Genomic DNA, 18,332 nt, shown 5'->3' on the forward strand with positions numbered 1-18,332 from the left:
ACCCAGGTCGTGTACAGGTATCGGAAAGGAGATCCTATGTACAACGTTCTCTCAATTGCAGGAAGCGACTCCTCGGGAGGCGCGGGCATCCAGGCCGACCTGAAGGCCTTTGCCGCCAACGGCGTCTACGGGATGACGGTCATAACCGCCGTTACCGCCCAGAACACCCGGGGAGTCACAGCCATCAGGGTTCTTGACCCTGAAATTGTTTCCGCCCAGATCGAGGCGGTCTTCTCGGACATCCGGGTAGATGCGGTAAAAATCGGGATGCTTGCGGACGGAAAGATTATTTCCGCCGTTGCCCGGGCCCTTGCCAGGTGGAAACCGCCGGTCCTTGTCCTGGACCCGGTCATGGTGGCCAAGTCGGGACACAGACTGCTTGCTCCGGAAGCCGAGGAGAGCCTTATACGGGAGTTGCTTCCCCTGGCGGATCTGCTTACCCCCAACATACCCGAGGCGGAGACCCTTTCTGGAATGGAGCTTCAAAACGCCGACGGGGCGCTGATGGAAAAAGCCGGACGCCGTATTCTCGAAACCGGCGTCGGAGCGGTCCTGATAAAAGGCGGACACTCCCAGAATCCGGAGAGCTCCGCGGACATCCTTATCGACGCCGGGGGAAGCAGAGTCTACACCGCTCCCCGCCTGGAAGCCCTGCATACCCATGGTACCGGCTGCTCCCTCTCCAGCACCCTGGCCGCCCTGCTTGCCGGAGGATTATCCCTTGATGATGCAGTACGCCGGGCGAAGTCCTACATCAGCGAAGGAATAGCCCACGGCATTCCGCTGGGCGGCGGCTGCGGCCCGATCCACCATTTTTACAGCCTCTACGGCGGAGAGGAGCTTGCATAATGACAACTGAATCCACCCTTCACTCCGAGGTACGAACGTCCTCCCCGGTTTCCCTCTCCTCCCTGCACCTGGGTATCCTCTGGTTCGGTGCAGCCGTTTCCCTGGCGGAGATTATTACCGGCACACTGTACAGCTCCATGAGTACCGGGTCTGCCGTCCTCGCGATACTCGCGGGGCACCTGATAGGAGCTGTCGCCTTCTATGCTGTCGGCTGGATCTCCTGGAAGGAGGACAAGGACGCCATAGCAATCGCGGACTCAAGCCTGGGTAATGCCGGGGTGCGGATTTTCGCCCTGATCAACGCCCTTCAACTCCTGGGCTGGACCGCAGTCATGATTCTGGCAGGGGCTGAAGGCCTGAAAGCTGCCGCAGCAGCGACGGGTCTGCAGATTAGTCTGCCCCGGGCACGGCTGATTACCGGCCTGCTGCTCCTTGTATGGACAGCTGCGGGTTTCCGGGGGATGCGCAATCTGAACATCGCCGCTGTTACACTCCTTTTTATCTTATCCGTGCTATGGGCCGTAAAACTGTTCATGCTTCCGGGACCTGCGGGACAGGAGGCAAACACCGCTCCCGCCTTCGGCGGGATGCTGGAACTTGCCGTCATAATGCCACTGTCGTGGTTGCCCCTGGTGGGGGATTATACCCGCAACGCCGGCAAGGGACGCAGGGGAGTAAGCGCAGCTGCCCTTGGGTATTTTATCGGGAGCTGCGCCATGTACCTTCTGGGACTGCTCTCAATCCTAAAAGTCCCCGACGCAGGTCCCGTCGCCAGCATGCTGCTTGCGGGTCTCGGCCCGGGGGCCGCTCTGGTTGTACTGCTCTCCACGGTTACGACCGGGTTTCTGGATGTCCACTCCGCCGGGGTCTCCCTGCGTCTTGTATTTCCCCGCCTTGGACAGCGGACAACACCCCTTCTGATGGGTCTGTCGGGACTTGCACTTGCCCTGGCGGTCCCCGGCGGATGGTACGAACACTTCCTCTATGCCCTTGGATCGGTCTTCGCCCCCTTCTTCGGGGTGATATTCTGCCGGCGTCTTTTTTTCTCCTCCTCTCCTCCCTCGATTTCTGATGTCCTTCTCGGTTTCGGTGCCTGGGCGGCCGGCCTTGCGGGTTACTACGTCCTGCTTCCCCAGGGATTTCCCCTGGGGGTTTCGGTTCCCGCCCTTATTATTTCGATGATTTCCTATTACCTGCTGCAGAAAGGAGCTGCCCTGTGGACACAAAAGCATTAATTGACAGCCTCGACCTGATTCAGAAGACCCATCCCCTGGTTCAGCATATTACCAATATGGTTACCGTAAACGACTGCGCCAATATAACCCTCGCTTTCGGCGGTGCCCCGGTCATGGCGGACTGGGGAGACGACGCCCTGGAAATGGTGGAGCACGCCGGAGCCCTTGTCCTGAACATGGGGGTCCTGACAGCAGAAAGCATAGAGACCATGATAGCGGTGGGAAGAAAGGCTAAAACCCTGGGCGTTCCGGTGGTCTTTGATCCGGTAGGCGCCGGGGCCACGGAATCCAGGCGCAGTGCCTCCCGCAGGATACTGGCGGAAGCGGCTCCGGATATAGTAAAAGGCAATGCCGCGGAGATCCTTTTTTTGGCCGGAGAAGAAATCCGGCAGAAGGGAGTCGATTCGGATGTCAGCCACGGCGTCGCCGCTGTTACCCGACGTATGGCGGCGGAAAACGCTACAGTCGTCGTAGCCACCGGTATCTGTGACTATGTTTCCGACGGTACAGAGACCTTTCGCCTGGAGGGAGGATCCTCCATGATGGGACGCATAACCGGGACCGGCTGTATGAGCGCCTCGGTCCTCGGTTGCTTTGCCGCCGTACTCGACTCGAAGCTCGAAGCAGCGCTTCTGGGGATACTTGCCATGAATATCGCCGGAGAACGGGCCGCAGAAAGCCTTTCTTCCCTGGAGGGCAGCGGTACCTTCCGTACACGCCTGATAGATGCCGCGAGCCTTCTCAGTTCCAGCACCCTGGAGATTAATCCTGACAGGAGGGTTTTCCATGAATAGCCGGAACCTTACATTCTGCCTGGTTACCGACTCCGGGTTTCGACAGGATGAGGAGTTTATCCCCACCCTGGAGGCAGCCCTGGAAGCGGGAACAACGATGATCCAGTACCGGGAAAAAAGCGGCCGCCTCAGCGACAGACAAATTTATCTGCAGGCCCTGGAGGTGGCGGCTTTATGCCGCCGCTTCTCCGTCCCCCTGATCATCGATGACCGCCTTGACCTTGCCATGGCCGTGGGTGCCGACGGGCTGCACATCGGACAGAAGGATCTGCCCCTTGATGTAGTAAGAAAACTCTGGCCGGGGGAACGAATCTTCGGTGTTTCCGTGGCAAGCCCTGAAGAAATCGCCCGTGCAGAAGCGGAGGGGGCGGATTACCTGGGTATCGGAGCCTTTCCCACGGAGACAAAAACTGACTATTCCAGTCTCGGCAGCGATGGTGTATCCTTGCTGCTGAAGGAGAGCAGTCTGCCGGTCATAGCCATCGGCGGCATCACAGCCTCGAACGCTCCCGGACTTATCCGAACCGGCTGCGCCGGGGTGGCAGTAGTCTCTGCGGTCTGGAAAGCCCCGAATCCCGGCGCAGCTGCTCAGGAAATTCTGGATGCTGTTCACAAGGCCAGGCAGTATAAAGCATGAAAAAACACCTGGAGTCCATTAAAGCCGTATTGTGGGACAAGGACGGGACCCTTCTGGATAACTTCAGTGTCTGGATACGCCGGGAAAGGTCCCTTATAGAATTCCTGTGCACAGATCTTGAAATTGCCGGGAACCTGCGTTCCGATGCGGTGGAGAGCGGACTCGCCGCCATCGGTATTCGCGACGGGAAGGTGGATCCCCGCGGAGAACTCGCCGGAGGAACCGAGGCTTCCATCTGCGACGCCATATCGGGGGCCCTGTCCGACTTCGGCCAGGTGCCCGAACCGGAAGAGTTCCGCAGGCTGGTGAACGGACGCCTTCACGAAATACTGGCCCGGGACACCGAAACGCCCCCCCTGCGCCGCGGTGTTCTCGAAGCCCTAACGGCAGCCCGTACCCGCGGACTGCCCCAGGGCCTGGCCACGTCGGACAGCAGAAAATCAGCCCTCGGTGAACTTGCCCCATATGGGATAGATAAGTTCTTCAGCTATTATTCCTTTGGAGATGAAGCGCTGCGGCCGAAACCCGATCCCTGGTGCATCCTTGAATTCTCCCGCCTCACAGGTATTCCTGCAGATTCCATCCTCTTTGTGGGAGACACTCCAGTGGACGAGGCAACAGCCGACGCCGCGGGAGCAGTGTTCTGTGCAGTCCTCGGAGGAGCCGGAGGCCGAAGGGATTTTTCCGCGACAACCATGACCTGTAATGATCCCGGGGAGATAGCAGATGTATTCCTCTGATCTTTTTGTACCTGCTCCGGGGAAACAGCTGATATACTGTCAGCGGAAGTACGAACAAAGAAAACGAAGGGCCGACTCTGCCTGCCCGAGACCTGGGAGAACGGAGCCGAACCCGGCACTGAAATCAACGATTTTTTGACCGGTCGTCGGCTTTCTTTAACCGGCCGGGGATTGCGAGCGGAAAAAAGGAGATTACTCATGGAAAAAGAACTCAACATACTCTGGACAAATGCTGATCCTGTAACTGCAGAAAAAATGGTCTTCATGTACGCAGGCAATTCATTGAAAAGAAACTGGTGGGAAAAGGTGACCGTAATAATATGGGGAGCGACTGCTCAACTCATAGCTGATAACGATGCCATACGTACATCAATTATCTCACTTATAGACCAGGGAGTATATTTTTCTGCCTGCAAAGCCTGTGCAGATCAGCTGGGTGTAACCGGGCAGCTGGAAGAGATGGGTATTGAAGTCAAATACTGGGGAGAACCGCTGACGGAGATACTGCAAAGCGGAAAAAAGATAATCTCTGTATAGTCAGTCTGCATCAAAGACGGTTCAGGTCATAATTGTATAGTAAAAACTCTGCCCGTAAACAGATAATCTGTTATAGTATTTAATGATGATACGCCAACTGGACCTTAAGCATATCGACCAGGCAGTCCGGCTTTTCCGCGAAGTTGTCGAGGACATGCAGAAAAGAGGTATCGATCAGTGGGACGAGGTCTATCCCGCCCTCGCTGATATTACCGATGATCTGCACAAGGGCTGGGGCTTCGGATACTTTGACGGGAATACGCTTATCGGTTATGTTGCCCTGAACGAGGAATCTGATCCCGAGTATGAAACCGGAAACTGGCAGTACACCGAAGGCCGTCCCCTCTATTTTCATCGCCTGGCCGTCCGGCCGGCCTTCCAGAGCAAAGGAATAGCCGGAAGCCTGATACGCTTTGCGGAAAAATATGCCCTGGAAACAGGTTACGCCTCGATCCGCCTGGACGCTTTTCCACCCAATACAGCAGCTGTAGCCATGTACGAAAAACGGGGTTACTCCCGGGCAGGGTATGTCACCTTCAGAAAAGGCAGATTTGTTCTGCTGGAGAAAGCTCTTTACTCCACGTGAAGTATACGCTGGAAAAATCCCGTGAAAAACAAAGCCGCCGATAATTTATATTTTCCTCCACTTTATTCAAAACATGCTTTATAATTTGTGCAGATCAATATGAGTTCAATTCCAGTCAAGCAGTTTGATTATGATTAGAAATCATCCTCATCGTTATTTCTTCTCCATATTTTTTACTTCTCTCCTTTCGTTCGGTTGTATTGCTGTAATCCTGTTTTCCATAGCATACCTGAACCATAAATGGGAATCTCAAATAAAAGCGGTCAGGGAATTCACAAAAGAAAAGAATACTGTCATGACGCATGTCCATGTCATGTACACAAAGATATTGACCAAAGCCCAGCAAATATCCACCGACACATTTTTACGGAGATGGATACTGCTGGTACCCGGATATGAAGACCCTCTGGTTATTCAGAAACTGTTCAACAATCTTCATTCGGTAGCAACAACCGATGATGATATTCATACAATAAATGTAATTGATACTCGTCGCCAGGTTATTCTATCAACGTATTTTGGATACAGAACTCCCGATCAGGGAGATGCTTATGGAAATCTGAAAAAAGAGATATTTTCTCGCTTTTTCTCTTCTCATGAGACAACAAGTTTATTAAGAACATACAGTAATTCCATACCAGACAGCGATTCCACACTTAATTTCCTTCTTTCGCTTCCTGAGAGAAGCAAGCTTGGGGCGATTTCGATAACCTTCAGACTGGATAATTTCCTGCCACCCTACGCCAGCCTTAACGATCGGATCTGGGCGATCGGGGATTCCGCAGGCACAATAATATCAAACCACCCCGATATTGCAGAATCATCCTTCAGCAGCCTGGAGAATTCACCGGATTTCGAGAGAAGCTCTCCTTTCCCGTCTGAAATAGTTATAAACTCCAGGGCATACTGGTATACGTCCGAACCTGTTTTTAACAACTCATACTTTATTACACTTGCAGTTCCCAGGGATATCCTGTTTTCTGAGAGTTCCGCATTATTGAAATATGCACCCTTCGTGATACTATTCATATTCTCGTTATCTGTAATCGCATCGTTCATATTGTACAATAAGGCCAGAAAGCCTATCCTCGCTGCAGTTAATAACGCACGAACACAGATGAACCTTATTGGTATGGAACGGGATGATTCTTCGAAGACCGGGGATGCTATCTCAAATTTGAATAAAACCCTCAACACTCTTATTCTGCAGACAAAGAGCAGTAGAAGAATAATTTCAGAAAACAGGGACTTCCTGCATGAGAATGCATTACGAAACCTCCTTTTTGGGCGCCGTCGCGATATATATGGACGATCGTTTTATGAGAGGGAATTTATCAATGAGGATAATAACTATTTCCTTGTTCTCGCTCTGCGAATTAATGAATATGGAGATGATCTTAATCCAGGCGGCAACAATGACGCCTTCCTCGATCCTGAACTCCTGGAAAAAATCAAGGATGGTTTTGTCGGTGGCACCCTGAAAACCGGTTTAAGAAGCTGGGCATTACTGCTGAATCTTGAGAAACATGAAGACAAGAGAACCATACTTGAAAGGATAAATCTCCTTCAGAATTCCGGCACGAACATGGATGGTGTGCAATTTAATGCAGCATGCAGCACGATTGTCAGAAACACGGAAGCAATACCGGATGCATATGATCAGGCAGTCGAGTGTTTACGCAGATGCCTTATGGATAATACGCGGAATCTGTTGGATGCGGCTGATCTGAAAGATAAAAAACCGATATATTACTTTTCCGTTAAAGATGGTCAAAACCTTATTGCCGAATTACGGATTCAGAACAGGCAGCAAATAACTGCTTACACAAAAAAACTCGTTTACAGTAAAATAGAAATGTATTCACCTGAACTGATGGACGCTTACTGCCTATACCTTTTTTCTTGTGCCGCGAAAGTCGCGATGGAATACAATCTATCTGCCGATGTTGTTGCAAAGCATACGTACTCATCGGTACTGGAGAGTTCAGAACCGATAAACAGAAAAGTGGAAAGCCTGGCAATTCTGTGCAAGGAGATTGTAGAAAGTCGAGATAAAGAACAAAAACGATTTAAAAGCCTCTCTCTCGAAATCGCACTGAATTATATAAATGAGAATTATACGAAACCTATTTCCCTGTCTATAATCGCGGACAACCTGCATGTATCAACAAGTTACCTGAGCGAGCTTCTGAAACGTTCCCTGGGGATGAGTTATATTCAATATATCAACAAACTGAGAATTGAAAAATCACTTGAACTTCTGCAGAATAGTGATCTGACAATAAAAAAGATCAGCAAAATGATAGGATACGATACGGAACATTCATTCATCAGGAATTTCAAACGTGCATTCGGTCGAACTCCGGCGGATTATCGCAACAGAACAAAGAATATATCCATAAAAGAAAAAACATACATCCCTGAAAACGATTTTTCGACATAAACGAATTATTGTAAATTGACGGTTTTTCCCGACGGCTCATAAAATCTATTCATGCTTCACATACTTCAAAAGCGGAACAGTTTAATTACTACATTTGTCAAATACCGTTACCTATATCTGATGCTGTTTCCCGGTCTGTTGTGGTTTTTCATATATCGTTATCTTCCCATGGCAGGACTTTTAATCGCGTTTAAGGAATTCAGTTTTTCAAAAGGAATACTCGGCAGCGACTGGGCGGGATTGAAATACTTTGAATTTATCTTTTTCCGACATCCGGATTTTTATCGGATTCTCACCAATACACTCCTGATTAATTTCTATCGAATCGTCATCTCCATGCCTGTACCGATAATCCTGGCTTTAATGCTGAATGAAGTTACATCATCGGCTTTCAGGAGATCGGTACAGACTCTGATCTATCTGCCCCATTTCGTTTCCTGGGTGATTTTTGGAGGCATAATTGTACAATTTCTTTCCCCTTCGTCAGGACTCATTAACGGAATCCTGAAAAGTATGGGCCTCGAACCGGTCTTTTTTCTTATACGGGAGGACCTTTTCCGTTCAATAATTGTAGTCAGTGATATCTGGAAAAGCGCCGGCTGGGGAACTATCATATATCTCGCGGCGCTTTCCGGAGTCGATCCGCAGCTTTTTGATGCTGCGACAATCGACGGTGCAAACCGATGGCAGAAAATCATCCACATAACAATACCGTCGATTTCCGCTACCATTGTAATAATCTTCCTGCTGAAAATAGGTCAGCTTCTTCAAATCGGTTTCGAACAGATATACGTACTCTATAATCCTGCGGTCTACAGTACCGGTGATGTAATAAGTACCTATGTGTACCGGGTAGGTATCGGACAGGGCCGGTTCAGCCTTACAACGGCGATCGGATTATTTCAGTCGATTATAGGATTGATACTTATAAGCAGTGCAAACTGGTTTTCCAGACGATATCTTGACAGGAGTCTTTGGTGATTAAACATCGCGGCCTGGAAGTTTTTCCAGCGATCAACGGCATTATTCTGGCATTGGCAGCTTTTCTATGTTTCCTTCCATTCTACTATGTTTTCACTATTTCTTTAAGTGAAGCGACCCAGGTACGGGAAGGCGTTATCAGTCTACTGCCCCAGGGATTCTCACTGGAAGCATACCAGACAATATTCAGGCAGGCAGCTTTTTTTAACGCGTTCCGCACAACAGTCATCCGTACTGTTTTGGGAACTGCTGTAAACCTGGCGTTACAGGCCACGTTCGGCTATGCTCTTTCACGGTCGTATCTGAAAGGCCGAAAGATCATGTTGATAATGGTCGTATTCACTATACTCTTCAATCCGGGAATCATACCTAACTATCTCATAGTTCGTTATACCGGACTCATTGATACAATATGGGCCCTGATTATTCCCAATGCAATTAATTCTTTTAATGTTCTAGTTCTCGTGAGTTTCTTTGCATCCATACCCGACAGTATTGAAGAATCCGCAAAAATGGACGGAGCAAACGATATCATCATTTTCTGGAAGCTAATGATACCTCTATCCCTTCCGGCGATTGCTACCATTTCACTTTTTATATCCGTTTTTCACTGGAATTCACTGATGGACGGAATCATGTACATAAATAAATCTACGTTAAAACCCCTGCAGGTCTACCTTATGGACCTGGTCATGCGCACCCAAACAGAAGGTTTAACAGGCGGTGAATCAGATACAGAGCTTACAACCATTACAATACAAACTGCAGCGATTTTTGCAGGAACTCTTCCAATCCTGCTTATCTACCCTTTTGTACAGCGCTACTTTATGAAAGGAATTATGCTTGGAGCTATTAAAGGATAGTTTCATGTATAAAAACCGGTGTAATCATCGTTGATGAAAATAGCCGGAATAGAAAAGGAGGCTTCAATGAAAAAACATTGGACAGAAATCTTATCAATTTTATGTGCAGTCTCGCTTACTGTGACCCTTCTTACAGGATGCAGTAAGGCGGAAAAGACCAGTGAAGAGGTTCAGGACAAACTGGAATACCTCACCAACATCAATGTAGACACGGAGAAATATGATATAAATGACAACCCATACCTGGATTACATTGAAGAGCAAAATGGGGTTGATATCGAAATTATCAATGAGGCATCATCTTCTCAATACGTTCAGAAAGCGAGTATCATTTTCGCCTCCGGCAAACTGCCTGATTATGTACTGATTAATAATGATCTTCGAACAAACTTTTCTATCTGGGCGAGGGAAGGATTACTTCTGCCTTTGGATGAATATATCGATGAAACAACCTACATGAAGAACGATATTCTGCCCCTTTCCTGGGAACTCTCCAAAATAGATGAAAAGACCTATGCCATTCCGATGCAGCGCTACGATGTTTCTCCCCGAATGACATTCGCCCGCAAAGACTGGCTGGACAAGCTCGGAATCGATCCCGACAATGTACGCAGCATAGACGACTGGTATCACATGCTGAAAGCCTTTGCCAGGAACGATCCCGACGGCAACGGTAAAGACGACACCTACGGAATTACCGGACGAAGTAATGACGAATATTCCCTTTATATTTTTCTCGATGCCTTCAATGCGGCAAAAGCCCGTTATGTAAACGGAGAGGTTTTACCCAATTATATCCTGCCGGAATACAAAGAGTGGCTAAAATTCATGCACAGGCTTTATGAGGAAGGAATAATGGATCCTGAATACGTTGTTAACACGAAGCAGCAGTACTGGGAGAAAATCGCCTCGGATAAAGTCGGCGCGTTCTATCATTTCTGATCACTCCAGGAATACAGGGGACTGAACGGCAGCAGGGAGAATTTGGTACCGATGACTCCGCCCCAATGGGTTGACGGAACACCCGGAAAGAACATCAACGCGATGCCCGTCCGACACTGGATTGCAATAAGCAAAGATGCAGGGAATCCGAAAAAGATTGTCGATCTTCTCGACTGGGCATTCTCACCCGACGGCGGCAATTTTGTACATGCAGGAATCGAAGGAATGGACTATGAACTGACAGGAGACAAGCTTACTGTCAAGCCTGAACGCAAAGGCAAAAGCTGGGCCTGGAGATTCATTACCATGGGAGTACAGAAGACAAAAATGGATGAACAACTGCTTTATGTATTGGAACAATCATGGGGCAAGTTGGGTCTTCAGCATCTGGATTTCAGTACTCAACACGGAACATATGATGAAATATCCATGCTGATTCCTCCTTTTCCCGAACTGGCTGATTACGATTTGCTTTCACAACGCGATGAATTCAGGGAAAAGGCCATTATTGGTGCAATCGACATCGACGCCGAGTGGGACGATTTTGTCGCACGGTGGAGAAGATCGGGCGGTGATGAATGGATCAAATTATACACAGAGTCCTATAACGACATGCAGAATAAATAAGTGAGGAATGGAATGAGCAGGCAGGAACTACTTTTCAGCGATAATTTTCAGAAGATACCCCTTGGAATGTTTTCCGCGAATGTCGGACCCCATACGGAATATCACTTCCGCGAAGAAGCAGCACCAAAGTATGGCTGGGGAGTGGCCTGCTTTTTCCATGACGAATCAAAAGAAGCATGGCACATCAGCGAACGGAATGGGCGCAAAGTCATGCGCCAGACCTTCGCCAATCCCAACAGTTTTACGCACCCGATTGTCTCTGCAGGTAATCAGTACTGGACAGATTACATACTTACTGTTCTTTGCGCACCATCCGAAACAAATGGTCGATGCGGCTGTATTTTCCGCTACTCGACAAACCGACGATATTACTATTTCGGCCTGACAACGGAAGGCGCTGAGCTCATCGTTGTAAATGAGGAACTGAAGCTTCACGAAGTACGCGAGAAAGTACTGGGACAAATAAAATTCTCAAGGAAAAAAGATGTTGTTTATAAACTCACAGTAAGTACGGAAGGTAAAAATATAACATGTTCAATATCGACCGAGGGAGAACCTCAATCGCATATCGGAATAATTAAAACCATGGATGATACTTTTCAGCGCGGGAAAATCGCATTGATTTCCGATATCCCGGCGGATTTTCTTTCTGTGGAAGTTACAGGACCAGAATATGCAAGGAGTATAGCCGTTTCGGCACAGAAGAATGAAAAGAACCGACTGGAGCAGCTGCGATCCATGAATCCGAAACCCAGGCTCTGGAAAAAGATAGCCACCCCCGGTTTCGGAGTCGGCAGGAATCTCCGTTTCGGGGACCTGGATGGAGACGGTGAAATCGAGATCCTGGTTCCACAGGTGATCCAGCACGGCCCCAGGGACGCATACGCGGAAACAGGCTGCATTACGGCGATTGATCTATCCGGAGACATACTGTGGCGTCATGGGAAACCCGATCCTGAGGGGTGGTACCTGACAAACGATGTGGCTGTTCAGGTTCATGATGTCGATGGAGACGGCGCCGCTGAAATTGTCTATTGCAGCGGATTCGAAATCAAAATTGTCGAAGGATCCACCGGCCGGGTACTCAAGAAGATACCGACACCCGAAAGCTGCGGGCACAACAATCAGTTCCCCAGGATACTCGGGGACAGTATCTTTTTTTGTGACGTCCGTGGTCTTGGCAGAAAAGGAGACATCCTGCTCAAGGACCGGTACTGGAATTTCTGGGTTTATGATCAGGACTTGAAACTCATCTGGAAAGGTTCGTGCAAGACCGGTCATTATCCCTACGCCTTCGACATAGATGGTGACGGTAAAGACGAAATTGCAATCGGCTACAGCCTCTATGACGACAATGGCGACCTTCTCTGGTCGCATGACGATCTCCTTATGGATCACAGCGATGGTGTCGCTATCGTCAACCTTCATGATCCTTTATCACAACCGGATACCGTCCTTTACGCGGCAAGCGATGAGGGCGTTTTGTTCCTTGATATTAATGGTACCATTCGAAAACACCACTACGTAGGCCACGCACAAAATCCCGCAATACTTAAACTGCGCCCGGATCTGCCGGGACTGCAGACTGTGGCCATTGATTTCTGGGGAAATCAGGGAATACTGAATTTCTTCGATGCCGACGGCAACATCTATCATACCTGTGAACCCAACAACTTCGGCAGCATGTGTCTTCCGGTTAACTGGCGTGGAGACGGACAAGAGTATTTCCTGCATTCCACCAACTGCAAGCTGGGAGGGATGTTCGACGGTTGGGGACGACCCGTTGTCGTATTTCCCGACGACGGGCACCCCGATCTGTGCAATGCTGTTTTGGATTTAACAGGAGACTGCCGTGATGAAATCGTCACATGGAACCAGGACGAAATCTGGATCTATACCCAGGACGACAACCCTAAAAACGGCAAATTGTACAAACCCCTGCGGAACCCGCAATTCAACAATTCCAATTACCAGGCATCAGTTTCAATCCCCGGTTGGACGGAGGAACACTAGCCGGCGGGAGAAAATGCTTGTACTTCGACCTGCAAGGGCCTATACTCATTCTATACGGTTATCATGCGGCTGCCGTATAGAATGTTGATTTCTGTTACAGTATCGGGTTAACAGACGCGTAACCTTTTCTTGGTCAGAACATTCAGGTATACGTGCCATGTTCTCTTTGTAGAAAAGTGTCCAGATCAGAACGTTTTATACAGATTGAACAGCTCCTCCTCGATCATCCTGATGGTTTGCATCAGATAGAGATGGCCCGGCGCCTGGGGGTTCATAAATCCACCATTTGCAAAGATACCGGGCGTCAATCCAAGCTATTCCTCTCTACAGGGTTGAACCTATAATGAAAAATTGCTTAATACAGGAACAGTGTAAAAAATGAAAGAAATTATCGCCCACGTTAAACAGAACCCGGACGGTTCTTGGGCCATACCCCAAAACCTGCAAGACCATCTTATGGGAACTGCAGAGCTATCAGCCGCTTTTGCCAGGTCTTTTGATTCAGAATCCTGGGGATATGCTATCGGGATAGCGCATGATTCAGGTAAAGCTCCGAAGAAATGGCAAAAATATTTAAGAAAAAAGAGCGGATATGGATATGACGAAGAAGCCCATCTTGAAAATATTCCAGGGAAGCTGGAACATTCTGCTCCAGGAGCAAAATTAGCCGAAGAAATCTGGGGGCAAGGAATCGGTCGCATACTGTCTTTCTGCATTGCTGGACATCATTCCGGTTTACCTGATTGGAGCGGATCTCAAAGTACACTCGCTTTTCGACTTCAACAAGCGAAAGTAGATAAAATTCCGGACGACCTTCGATCTCTCCTTCAAAGAACACGTATAGATAAACCGCCACGAAAGTTTGATACGACAGGACTTGATCTTTCATTTTGGATCCGTATGTTGTTTTCCTGTCTGGTTGACGCTGATTTTCTGGATACTGAACGTTATATGGATTCAGGAAAACATAAAGATCGCGGAGGATACATTTCGATTCAAGAGCTCTTGATTCGCTTTAACTCGTATATGGAGAATCTCTCACGCACATCTCCTGATACGAAAATTAACCGGATCAGACAGACGGTTCTTTCAGATTGTAGAAAAGCTGCCTTACTAAAACCTGGGTTCTTTTCTCTGACGGTCCCGACAGGTGGAGGAAAAACATTATCGAGCATGGCATTCAGTCTCGATCATGCCGCATTGTACAGAAAGGACCGTATTATCTACGTCATCCCATATACAAGCATTATTGAACAAAACACCGATGTGTTCCGCTGTGCCCTTGGCACAGCGCAGGTCGTTGAGCATCACTCAAATCTTAATGAAGACGATCTTACAGCTAAGGCCCGCCTGGCTGCCGAGAATTGGGATGCCCCTGTAATTGTTACGACTTCGGTTCAATTTTTTGAGTCTCTGTTTTCTGCAAAATCCAGCCGGTGCCGCAAACTGCACAATATCTGTAACAGTGTGATAATTCTGGATGAGGCACAGCTGCTGCCTGCAATATTCCTGGACCCGATTTTGCGGACAATGGAACTTCTCGTTGAACATTACCAGGTTTCCTTTGTTATTTGTACGGCCACACAGCCTGCACTGGAGAAGCAAGAACATATACCAGAATTTCCGGGGATCGCCGCGGGATCGATCAGGGAGATTGTTCAGGATGTTCCATCCCTCTATCGGCAGTTAAAACGCGTTAATGTGAAGATTCCGGATGACTTAAAAACACCCAGAACTTGGGAGGACCTTTCAGCAGAATTACAGGCATACGAAAGTGTTCTCTGTATTGTCTCTGACAGAAAAAGCTGTAAAGAGCTTTTTCATCTTATGCCGCACGGGACATATCATCTTTCGGCATTGATGTGTGCCCAACACCGCAGTGAATTAATCAAGCAGATAAAAGCCGATTTACAAGCCGGAGTACCAACCAGGGTGATAAGTACTCAACTTGTAGAGGCAGGTGTGGATATGGACTTTCCGGTAGTCTACCGTGCCATTGCAGGTTTGGACTCCATCGCCCAGGCAGCAGGACGCTGCAACCGGGAAGGACGTCTGAACGAAAACGAACAAATGGGAAGGGTTGTATTATTTGTTCCGCCAAAGAGGCCCCCTTCAGGCATCTTGCGGAAGGCCCAGGAAACTGCCGTCCGCATCCTTAGTACAGGGATAAGGGACCCCATTGATCAAAGCGTTTTTTATGAATATTTCAGTGAACTCTATTGGAAAGTGAACTCGTTGGATGACAGGGATATTATAAAACGACTGACCCCGGACCAGAAAAACCTGGATATAAGCTTTCGAACTGCTGGAGAGGCCTTCAAGATTATTGATGACACCTTGCAGAGAAGCATTCTTGTTCCCTATGGAGAAGGGGATGAGTTAATCACTCTTTTAAAGAACGTCGGACCTGAACGATGGTTGCTGCGTAAACTCCAGCGCTTTACCGTCAACATTTACCGTTACGAATTCGACGAACTTTTAAATCGCGGATCTATACACGAAATAAGTCCGGGAATTTTCTCCCTTATTTGTAATGTAGAGTATGATGACAATACAGGGTTAAAAACAGATTCGGAATTATTCGAACCGGAAAGTTATATAAGTTGTTAAGGAGGAGATATGAGCTGGTGCCTAGAGGTCTGGGGCGACTATGCCTGCTTTACCCGTCCGGAAATGAAGGTTGAGCGTGTTAGCTACGATGTAATGACCCCCTCCGCCGCGCGCGCAATATATGAAGCCATTCTATGGAAACCCGCCATTCGCTGGCACATAACAAGAATCGATGTTCTGGAACCAATCAAGTGGATTTCTGTCCGTCGCAACGAAGTAGGTAAAATATTTACCGGTCCAACGCAAGCACATCTTGATGGCCGAAGTGGTGATCCTATGGGATTTGCAGTCGAGGATTACCGTCAACAGCGGGCAGGCCTTTTTCTGCGGGATGTTCGCTACCGAATTCACGCTTGGTTTGAATTTATTCCACAAGAAAAAAGAATCAGAAACAAATCTGTAACACCTGAGTTCTGGGCCGACAGCGAGGAAGCGAGCCAGTTCGTCAATGCAAATGAAAACGAAGGAAAATACGCGGCTATGTTCGAACGACGGGCCAGGAAAGGGCAATGCTTTCACAGGCCCTATCTTGGATGCAGAGAATTTGCCTGCGATTTCAAATTGGTAGATCCATCACATGATCTGCCACCTTCTATAGAGAAGACTGACGATCTGGGATGGATGCTGTACGACCTGAACTTTGAAGACCCACAGGACCCGCAACCGATGTTTTTTCGTGCCCTCTTGGAAAACGGTACCATCAACACTGACAGAAACAGCGTGGAGGTGCGTGGATGATACTGCAGGCACTGAAAGATTATTATGACAGAAAAGCAGCTGATCCTGACAGCGGAATTGCACCGATAGGATGGGAGTTAAAGGAAATTCCCTTTGTGATTGTTCTTGATGCACAAGGAAATCTGGTGCAGATTGAAGATACCCGTGAGGGTATGGGAAAAGAGCGAAGAGCTAAACAGTTTCTGGTTCCAGAAGGTGTAAAAAAGACATCCGGGATTGCCGCAAATCTTCTCTGGGACGTTGCTGGATATGTTTTCGGTATATCATATTTGGATAAGCTGGACGAAAGTAAAAAAGCAAAAGCATTGGAACGAGCACCTAAGCAGAAAAAGGCCTTTTACCAGCGCATTTTCAACGAACTACCGCAGAACAAAAAAACACAGGCGATCCTGTCCTTCCTCAACAATATCAGCATCGATCGACTAAGACAGGAACCAACATGGGCTGAGATATATGAGAAGAATCCAGTGTTGAGTTTTCGCTTTGAAGATGAAAATATCCTGTTCTGTCAAAGTGAATCTGTTGTCTCTGCTCTTAGGAAAGAGAATGCAACAGAATCAGCACCGGGATTATGCATGGTTACCGGAGAAGAGGACAAGGTAGCCACGCTTCATACTGTAATAAAAGGAGTGTGGGGAGCGCAGAGTTCCGGAGCAAATATAGTTTCATTTAATCTTGATCCCTTTCGTTCTTTTAATAAACAACAAGGCAACAATGCTCCGGTTGGTAAAAGGGCAATGTTCGCCTACACAACTGCATTGAATACCTTGCTCGCCAAAGGTTCTGCCCAGCGAATGCAGGTGGGAGACGCCTCTACAGTGTTTTGGTCTGCAAAAGCGACCCATTTTGAAAACGATTTTTCTTCCTTTTTTAAAGAACCGGAAAAAGATGATCCGGATTCTCATACCTCCAGTATCAGAAACCTTTTTGACTCTGTAAACACAGGAGCGTATCTGGAAGATATAGGAACAGAAAGGTTCTACGTGATAGGCCTGGCCCCCAATGCAGCGCGTATCGCTGTCCGTTTCTGGCAGACAGGAACAGTATCCGAGTTTGCTGCAAGAATAAGGCAACACTTTGAGGATCTGCGGATTAGTAAACCGGAGAGAGAACAGGAATTCTATTCACTGTGGAGGCTGCTTGTAAACATTGCTGTCCAGGATAAAAGCGAGAATATTCCGCCAAACATTGCCGGAGACTTTATGCGCTCCATTCTAAACGGAACACCCTATCCGGCATCCCTGCTTCAAGCCGCCATCAGGCGAATTAAAAGCGATACCGTCAACCGGGTAAAACCTGTGCGGGCTGCGTTGTTGAAGGCATATCTGAACAGGTATTACCGTTTTCATCCCAATAATAATGAAAAGGAGATTCAAATGTCATTGGATATTGAGCAAGGGTCAATAGGCTACCAGCTGGGCCGGCTTTTTTCCGTTCTGGAGAAAATCCAGGAAGAGGCAAATCCCGGATTAAACACAACCATAAAGGAGCGCTACTACAGTTCGGCATGCAGTTCCCCTGTCACGGTTTTTCCAACCTTGATGCGGCTTAAAAATCATCACATGGCAAAAATGGAGCACAAAGGCAGGGTAACCAATATGGAGCGATTGATCGGTGAGATTGTAGGCAGATTTTATGACTTTCCGCCGCACCTCAACCTGCACGAACAGGGAAAATTCGCTATTGGTTATTATCATCAACGACAGGATTTTTTTACAAAGAAAGAACAATAATTAT

Annotated in this window: 16 protein-coding genes; all 16 read left to right on the top strand. The window is 48.1% G+C overall.

Going from position 1 to position 18,332, the window contains the following annotated elements; genetic code table 11:
• The first annotated feature begins 36 nt into the window (after positions 1-36).
• The 16 genes from thiD (at position 37) to cas8c (ending at position 18,328) form a co-directional block, all read left to right on the top strand.
• Positions 37-849 (top strand): bifunctional hydroxymethylpyrimidine kinase/phosphomethylpyrimidine kinase, encoded by an 813-nt coding sequence (gene thiD / locus B4O97_RS15335; protein WP_083052167.1) that lies wholly within the window; start codon positions 37-39, stop codon positions 847-849.
• Positions 849-2,084, top strand: a complete 1,236-nt coding sequence (locus B4O97_RS15340; protein WP_083052169.1) for an SLC5/6 family protein — start codon at positions 849-851, stop codon at positions 2,082-2,084. The genes thiD and B4O97_RS15340 overlap by 1 nt, the downstream gene beginning before the upstream one ends.
• Complete coding sequence (thiM, locus tag B4O97_RS15345) at positions 2,066-2,878, top strand: hydroxyethylthiazole kinase (protein ID WP_083052170.1); 813 nt, start codon at positions 2,066-2,068, stop codon at positions 2,876-2,878. Before B4O97_RS15340 ends, thiM begins: the two co-directional genes overlap by 19 nt.
• Complete coding sequence (gene thiE / locus B4O97_RS15350) at positions 2,871-3,515, top strand: thiamine phosphate synthase (RefSeq protein ID WP_083052172.1); 645 nt, start codon at positions 2,871-2,873, stop codon at positions 3,513-3,515. The genes thiM and thiE overlap by 8 nt, the downstream gene beginning before the upstream one ends.
• Positions 3,512-4,255: an HAD family hydrolase gene (locus tag B4O97_RS15355; RefSeq protein ID WP_083052173.1), complete on the top strand. Its 744-nt coding sequence runs from the start codon at positions 3,512-3,514 to the stop codon at positions 4,253-4,255. Before thiE ends, B4O97_RS15355 begins: the two co-directional genes overlap by 4 nt.
• Positions 4,256-4,453: 198 nt before the next feature.
• Entirely contained in the window at positions 4,454-4,792 is a 339-nt protein-coding gene (locus B4O97_RS15360; protein ID WP_083052175.1) for a DsrE family protein, read from the top strand.
• An 85-nt stretch (positions 4,793-4,877) separates the two neighbouring features.
• A complete protein-coding gene (locus B4O97_RS15365; protein WP_158084332.1) occupies positions 4,878-5,378 on the top strand; it encodes a GNAT family N-acetyltransferase in 501 nt (166 codons plus the stop codon).
• A gap of 130 nt (positions 5,379-5,508) precedes the next feature.
• Positions 5,509-7,821 carry an AraC family transcriptional regulator gene (locus B4O97_RS15370; RefSeq protein WP_083052178.1) on the top strand — a complete coding sequence of 771 codons (2,313 nt, stop codon included), beginning with the start codon at positions 5,509-5,511 and terminating at the stop codon, positions 7,819-7,821.
• Positions 7,822-7,989: 168 nt separating this feature from the next.
• The gene (locus B4O97_RS15375) at positions 7,990-8,802 is read left to right on the top strand and encodes an ABC transporter permease (RefSeq protein WP_198947088.1); all 813 of its coding nucleotides are present in this window, start codon (positions 7,990-7,992) and stop codon (positions 8,800-8,802) included.
• On the top strand, positions 8,799-9,665 hold the full coding sequence (locus tag B4O97_RS15380) for a carbohydrate ABC transporter permease (protein WP_198947089.1): 867 nt from the start codon (positions 8,799-8,801) through the stop codon (positions 9,663-9,665). The genes B4O97_RS15375 and B4O97_RS15380 overlap by 4 nt, the downstream gene beginning before the upstream one ends.
• A gap of 66 nt (positions 9,666-9,731) precedes the next feature.
• A complete protein-coding gene (locus B4O97_RS15385) occupies positions 9,732-10,607 on the top strand; it encodes an extracellular solute-binding protein (RefSeq protein WP_158084333.1) in 876 nt (291 codons plus the stop codon).
• Positions 10,608-10,658: 51 nt separating this feature from the next.
• A complete protein-coding gene (locus tag B4O97_RS15390) occupies positions 10,659-11,234 on the top strand; it encodes a type 2 periplasmic-binding domain-containing protein (RefSeq protein ID WP_083052184.1) in 576 nt (191 codons plus the stop codon).
• Positions 11,235-11,819: 585 nt separating this feature from the next.
• Positions 11,820-13,247 (top strand): hypothetical protein, encoded by a 1,428-nt coding sequence (locus B4O97_RS15395; RefSeq protein ID WP_143305738.1) that lies wholly within the window; start codon positions 11,820-11,822, stop codon positions 13,245-13,247.
• 378 nt (positions 13,248-13,625) lie between these two features.
• Positions 13,626-15,857: a CRISPR-associated endonuclease Cas3'' gene (locus B4O97_RS15400; protein ID WP_083052187.1), complete on the top strand. Its 2,232-nt coding sequence runs from the start codon at positions 13,626-13,628 to the stop codon at positions 15,855-15,857.
• 9 nt (positions 15,858-15,866) lie between these two features.
• Complete coding sequence (gene cas5c, locus B4O97_RS15405; RefSeq protein WP_083052188.1) at positions 15,867-16,595, top strand: type I-C CRISPR-associated protein Cas5c; 729 nt, start codon at positions 15,867-15,869, stop codon at positions 16,593-16,595.
• A complete protein-coding gene (gene cas8c / locus B4O97_RS15410) occupies positions 16,592-18,328 on the top strand; it encodes a type I-C CRISPR-associated protein Cas8c/Csd1 (protein ID WP_083052190.1) in 1,737 nt (578 codons plus the stop codon). Before cas5c ends, cas8c begins: the two co-directional genes overlap by 4 nt.
• Positions 18,329-18,332 lie beyond the last annotated feature (4 nt).

Origin of the sequence: Marispirochaeta aestuarii (genome assembly GCF_002087085.1) — a bacterium.
Lineage (GTDB): Bacteria > Spirochaetota > Spirochaetia > JC444 > Marispirochaetaceae > Marispirochaeta > Marispirochaeta aestuarii.

Coding starts and splice junctions, on each gene's coding strand:
- thiD (WP_083052167.1), top strand. CDS start 37: ATGTACAACGTTCTCTCAATTGCAGGAAGCGACTCCTCGGGAGGCGCG.
- B4O97_RS15340 (WP_083052169.1), top strand. CDS start 849: ATGACAACTGAATCCACCCTTCACTCCGAGGTACGAACGTCCTCCCCG.
- thiE (WP_083052172.1), top strand. CDS start 2,871: ATGAATAGCCGGAACCTTACATTCTGCCTGGTTACCGACTCCGGGTTT.
- B4O97_RS15355 (WP_083052173.1), top strand. CDS start 3,512: ATGAAAAAACACCTGGAGTCCATTAAAGCCGTATTGTGGGACAAGGAC.
- B4O97_RS15360 (WP_083052175.1), top strand. CDS start 4,454: ATGGAAAAAGAACTCAACATACTCTGGACAAATGCTGATCCTGTAACT.
- B4O97_RS15365 (WP_158084332.1), top strand. CDS start 4,878: ATGATACGCCAACTGGACCTTAAGCATATCGACCAGGCAGTCCGGCTT.
- B4O97_RS15370 (WP_083052178.1), top strand. CDS start 5,509: ATGATTAGAAATCATCCTCATCGTTATTTCTTCTCCATATTTTTTACT.
- B4O97_RS15375 (WP_198947088.1), top strand. CDS start 7,990: ATGGCAGGACTTTTAATCGCGTTTAAGGAATTCAGTTTTTCAAAAGGA.
- B4O97_RS15385 (WP_158084333.1), top strand. CDS start 9,732: ATGAAAAAACATTGGACAGAAATCTTATCAATTTTATGTGCAGTCTCG.
- B4O97_RS15390 (WP_083052184.1), top strand. CDS start 10,659: ATGACTCCGCCCCAATGGGTTGACGGAACACCCGGAAAGAACATCAAC.
- B4O97_RS15395 (WP_143305738.1), top strand. CDS start 11,820: ATGGATGATACTTTTCAGCGCGGGAAAATCGCATTGATTTCCGATATC.
- B4O97_RS15400 (WP_083052187.1), top strand. CDS start 13,626: ATGAAAGAAATTATCGCCCACGTTAAACAGAACCCGGACGGTTCTTGG.
- cas5c (WP_083052188.1), top strand. CDS start 15,867: ATGAGCTGGTGCCTAGAGGTCTGGGGCGACTATGCCTGCTTTACCCGT.
- cas8c (WP_083052190.1), top strand. CDS start 16,592: ATGATACTGCAGGCACTGAAAGATTATTATGACAGAAAAGCAGCTGAT.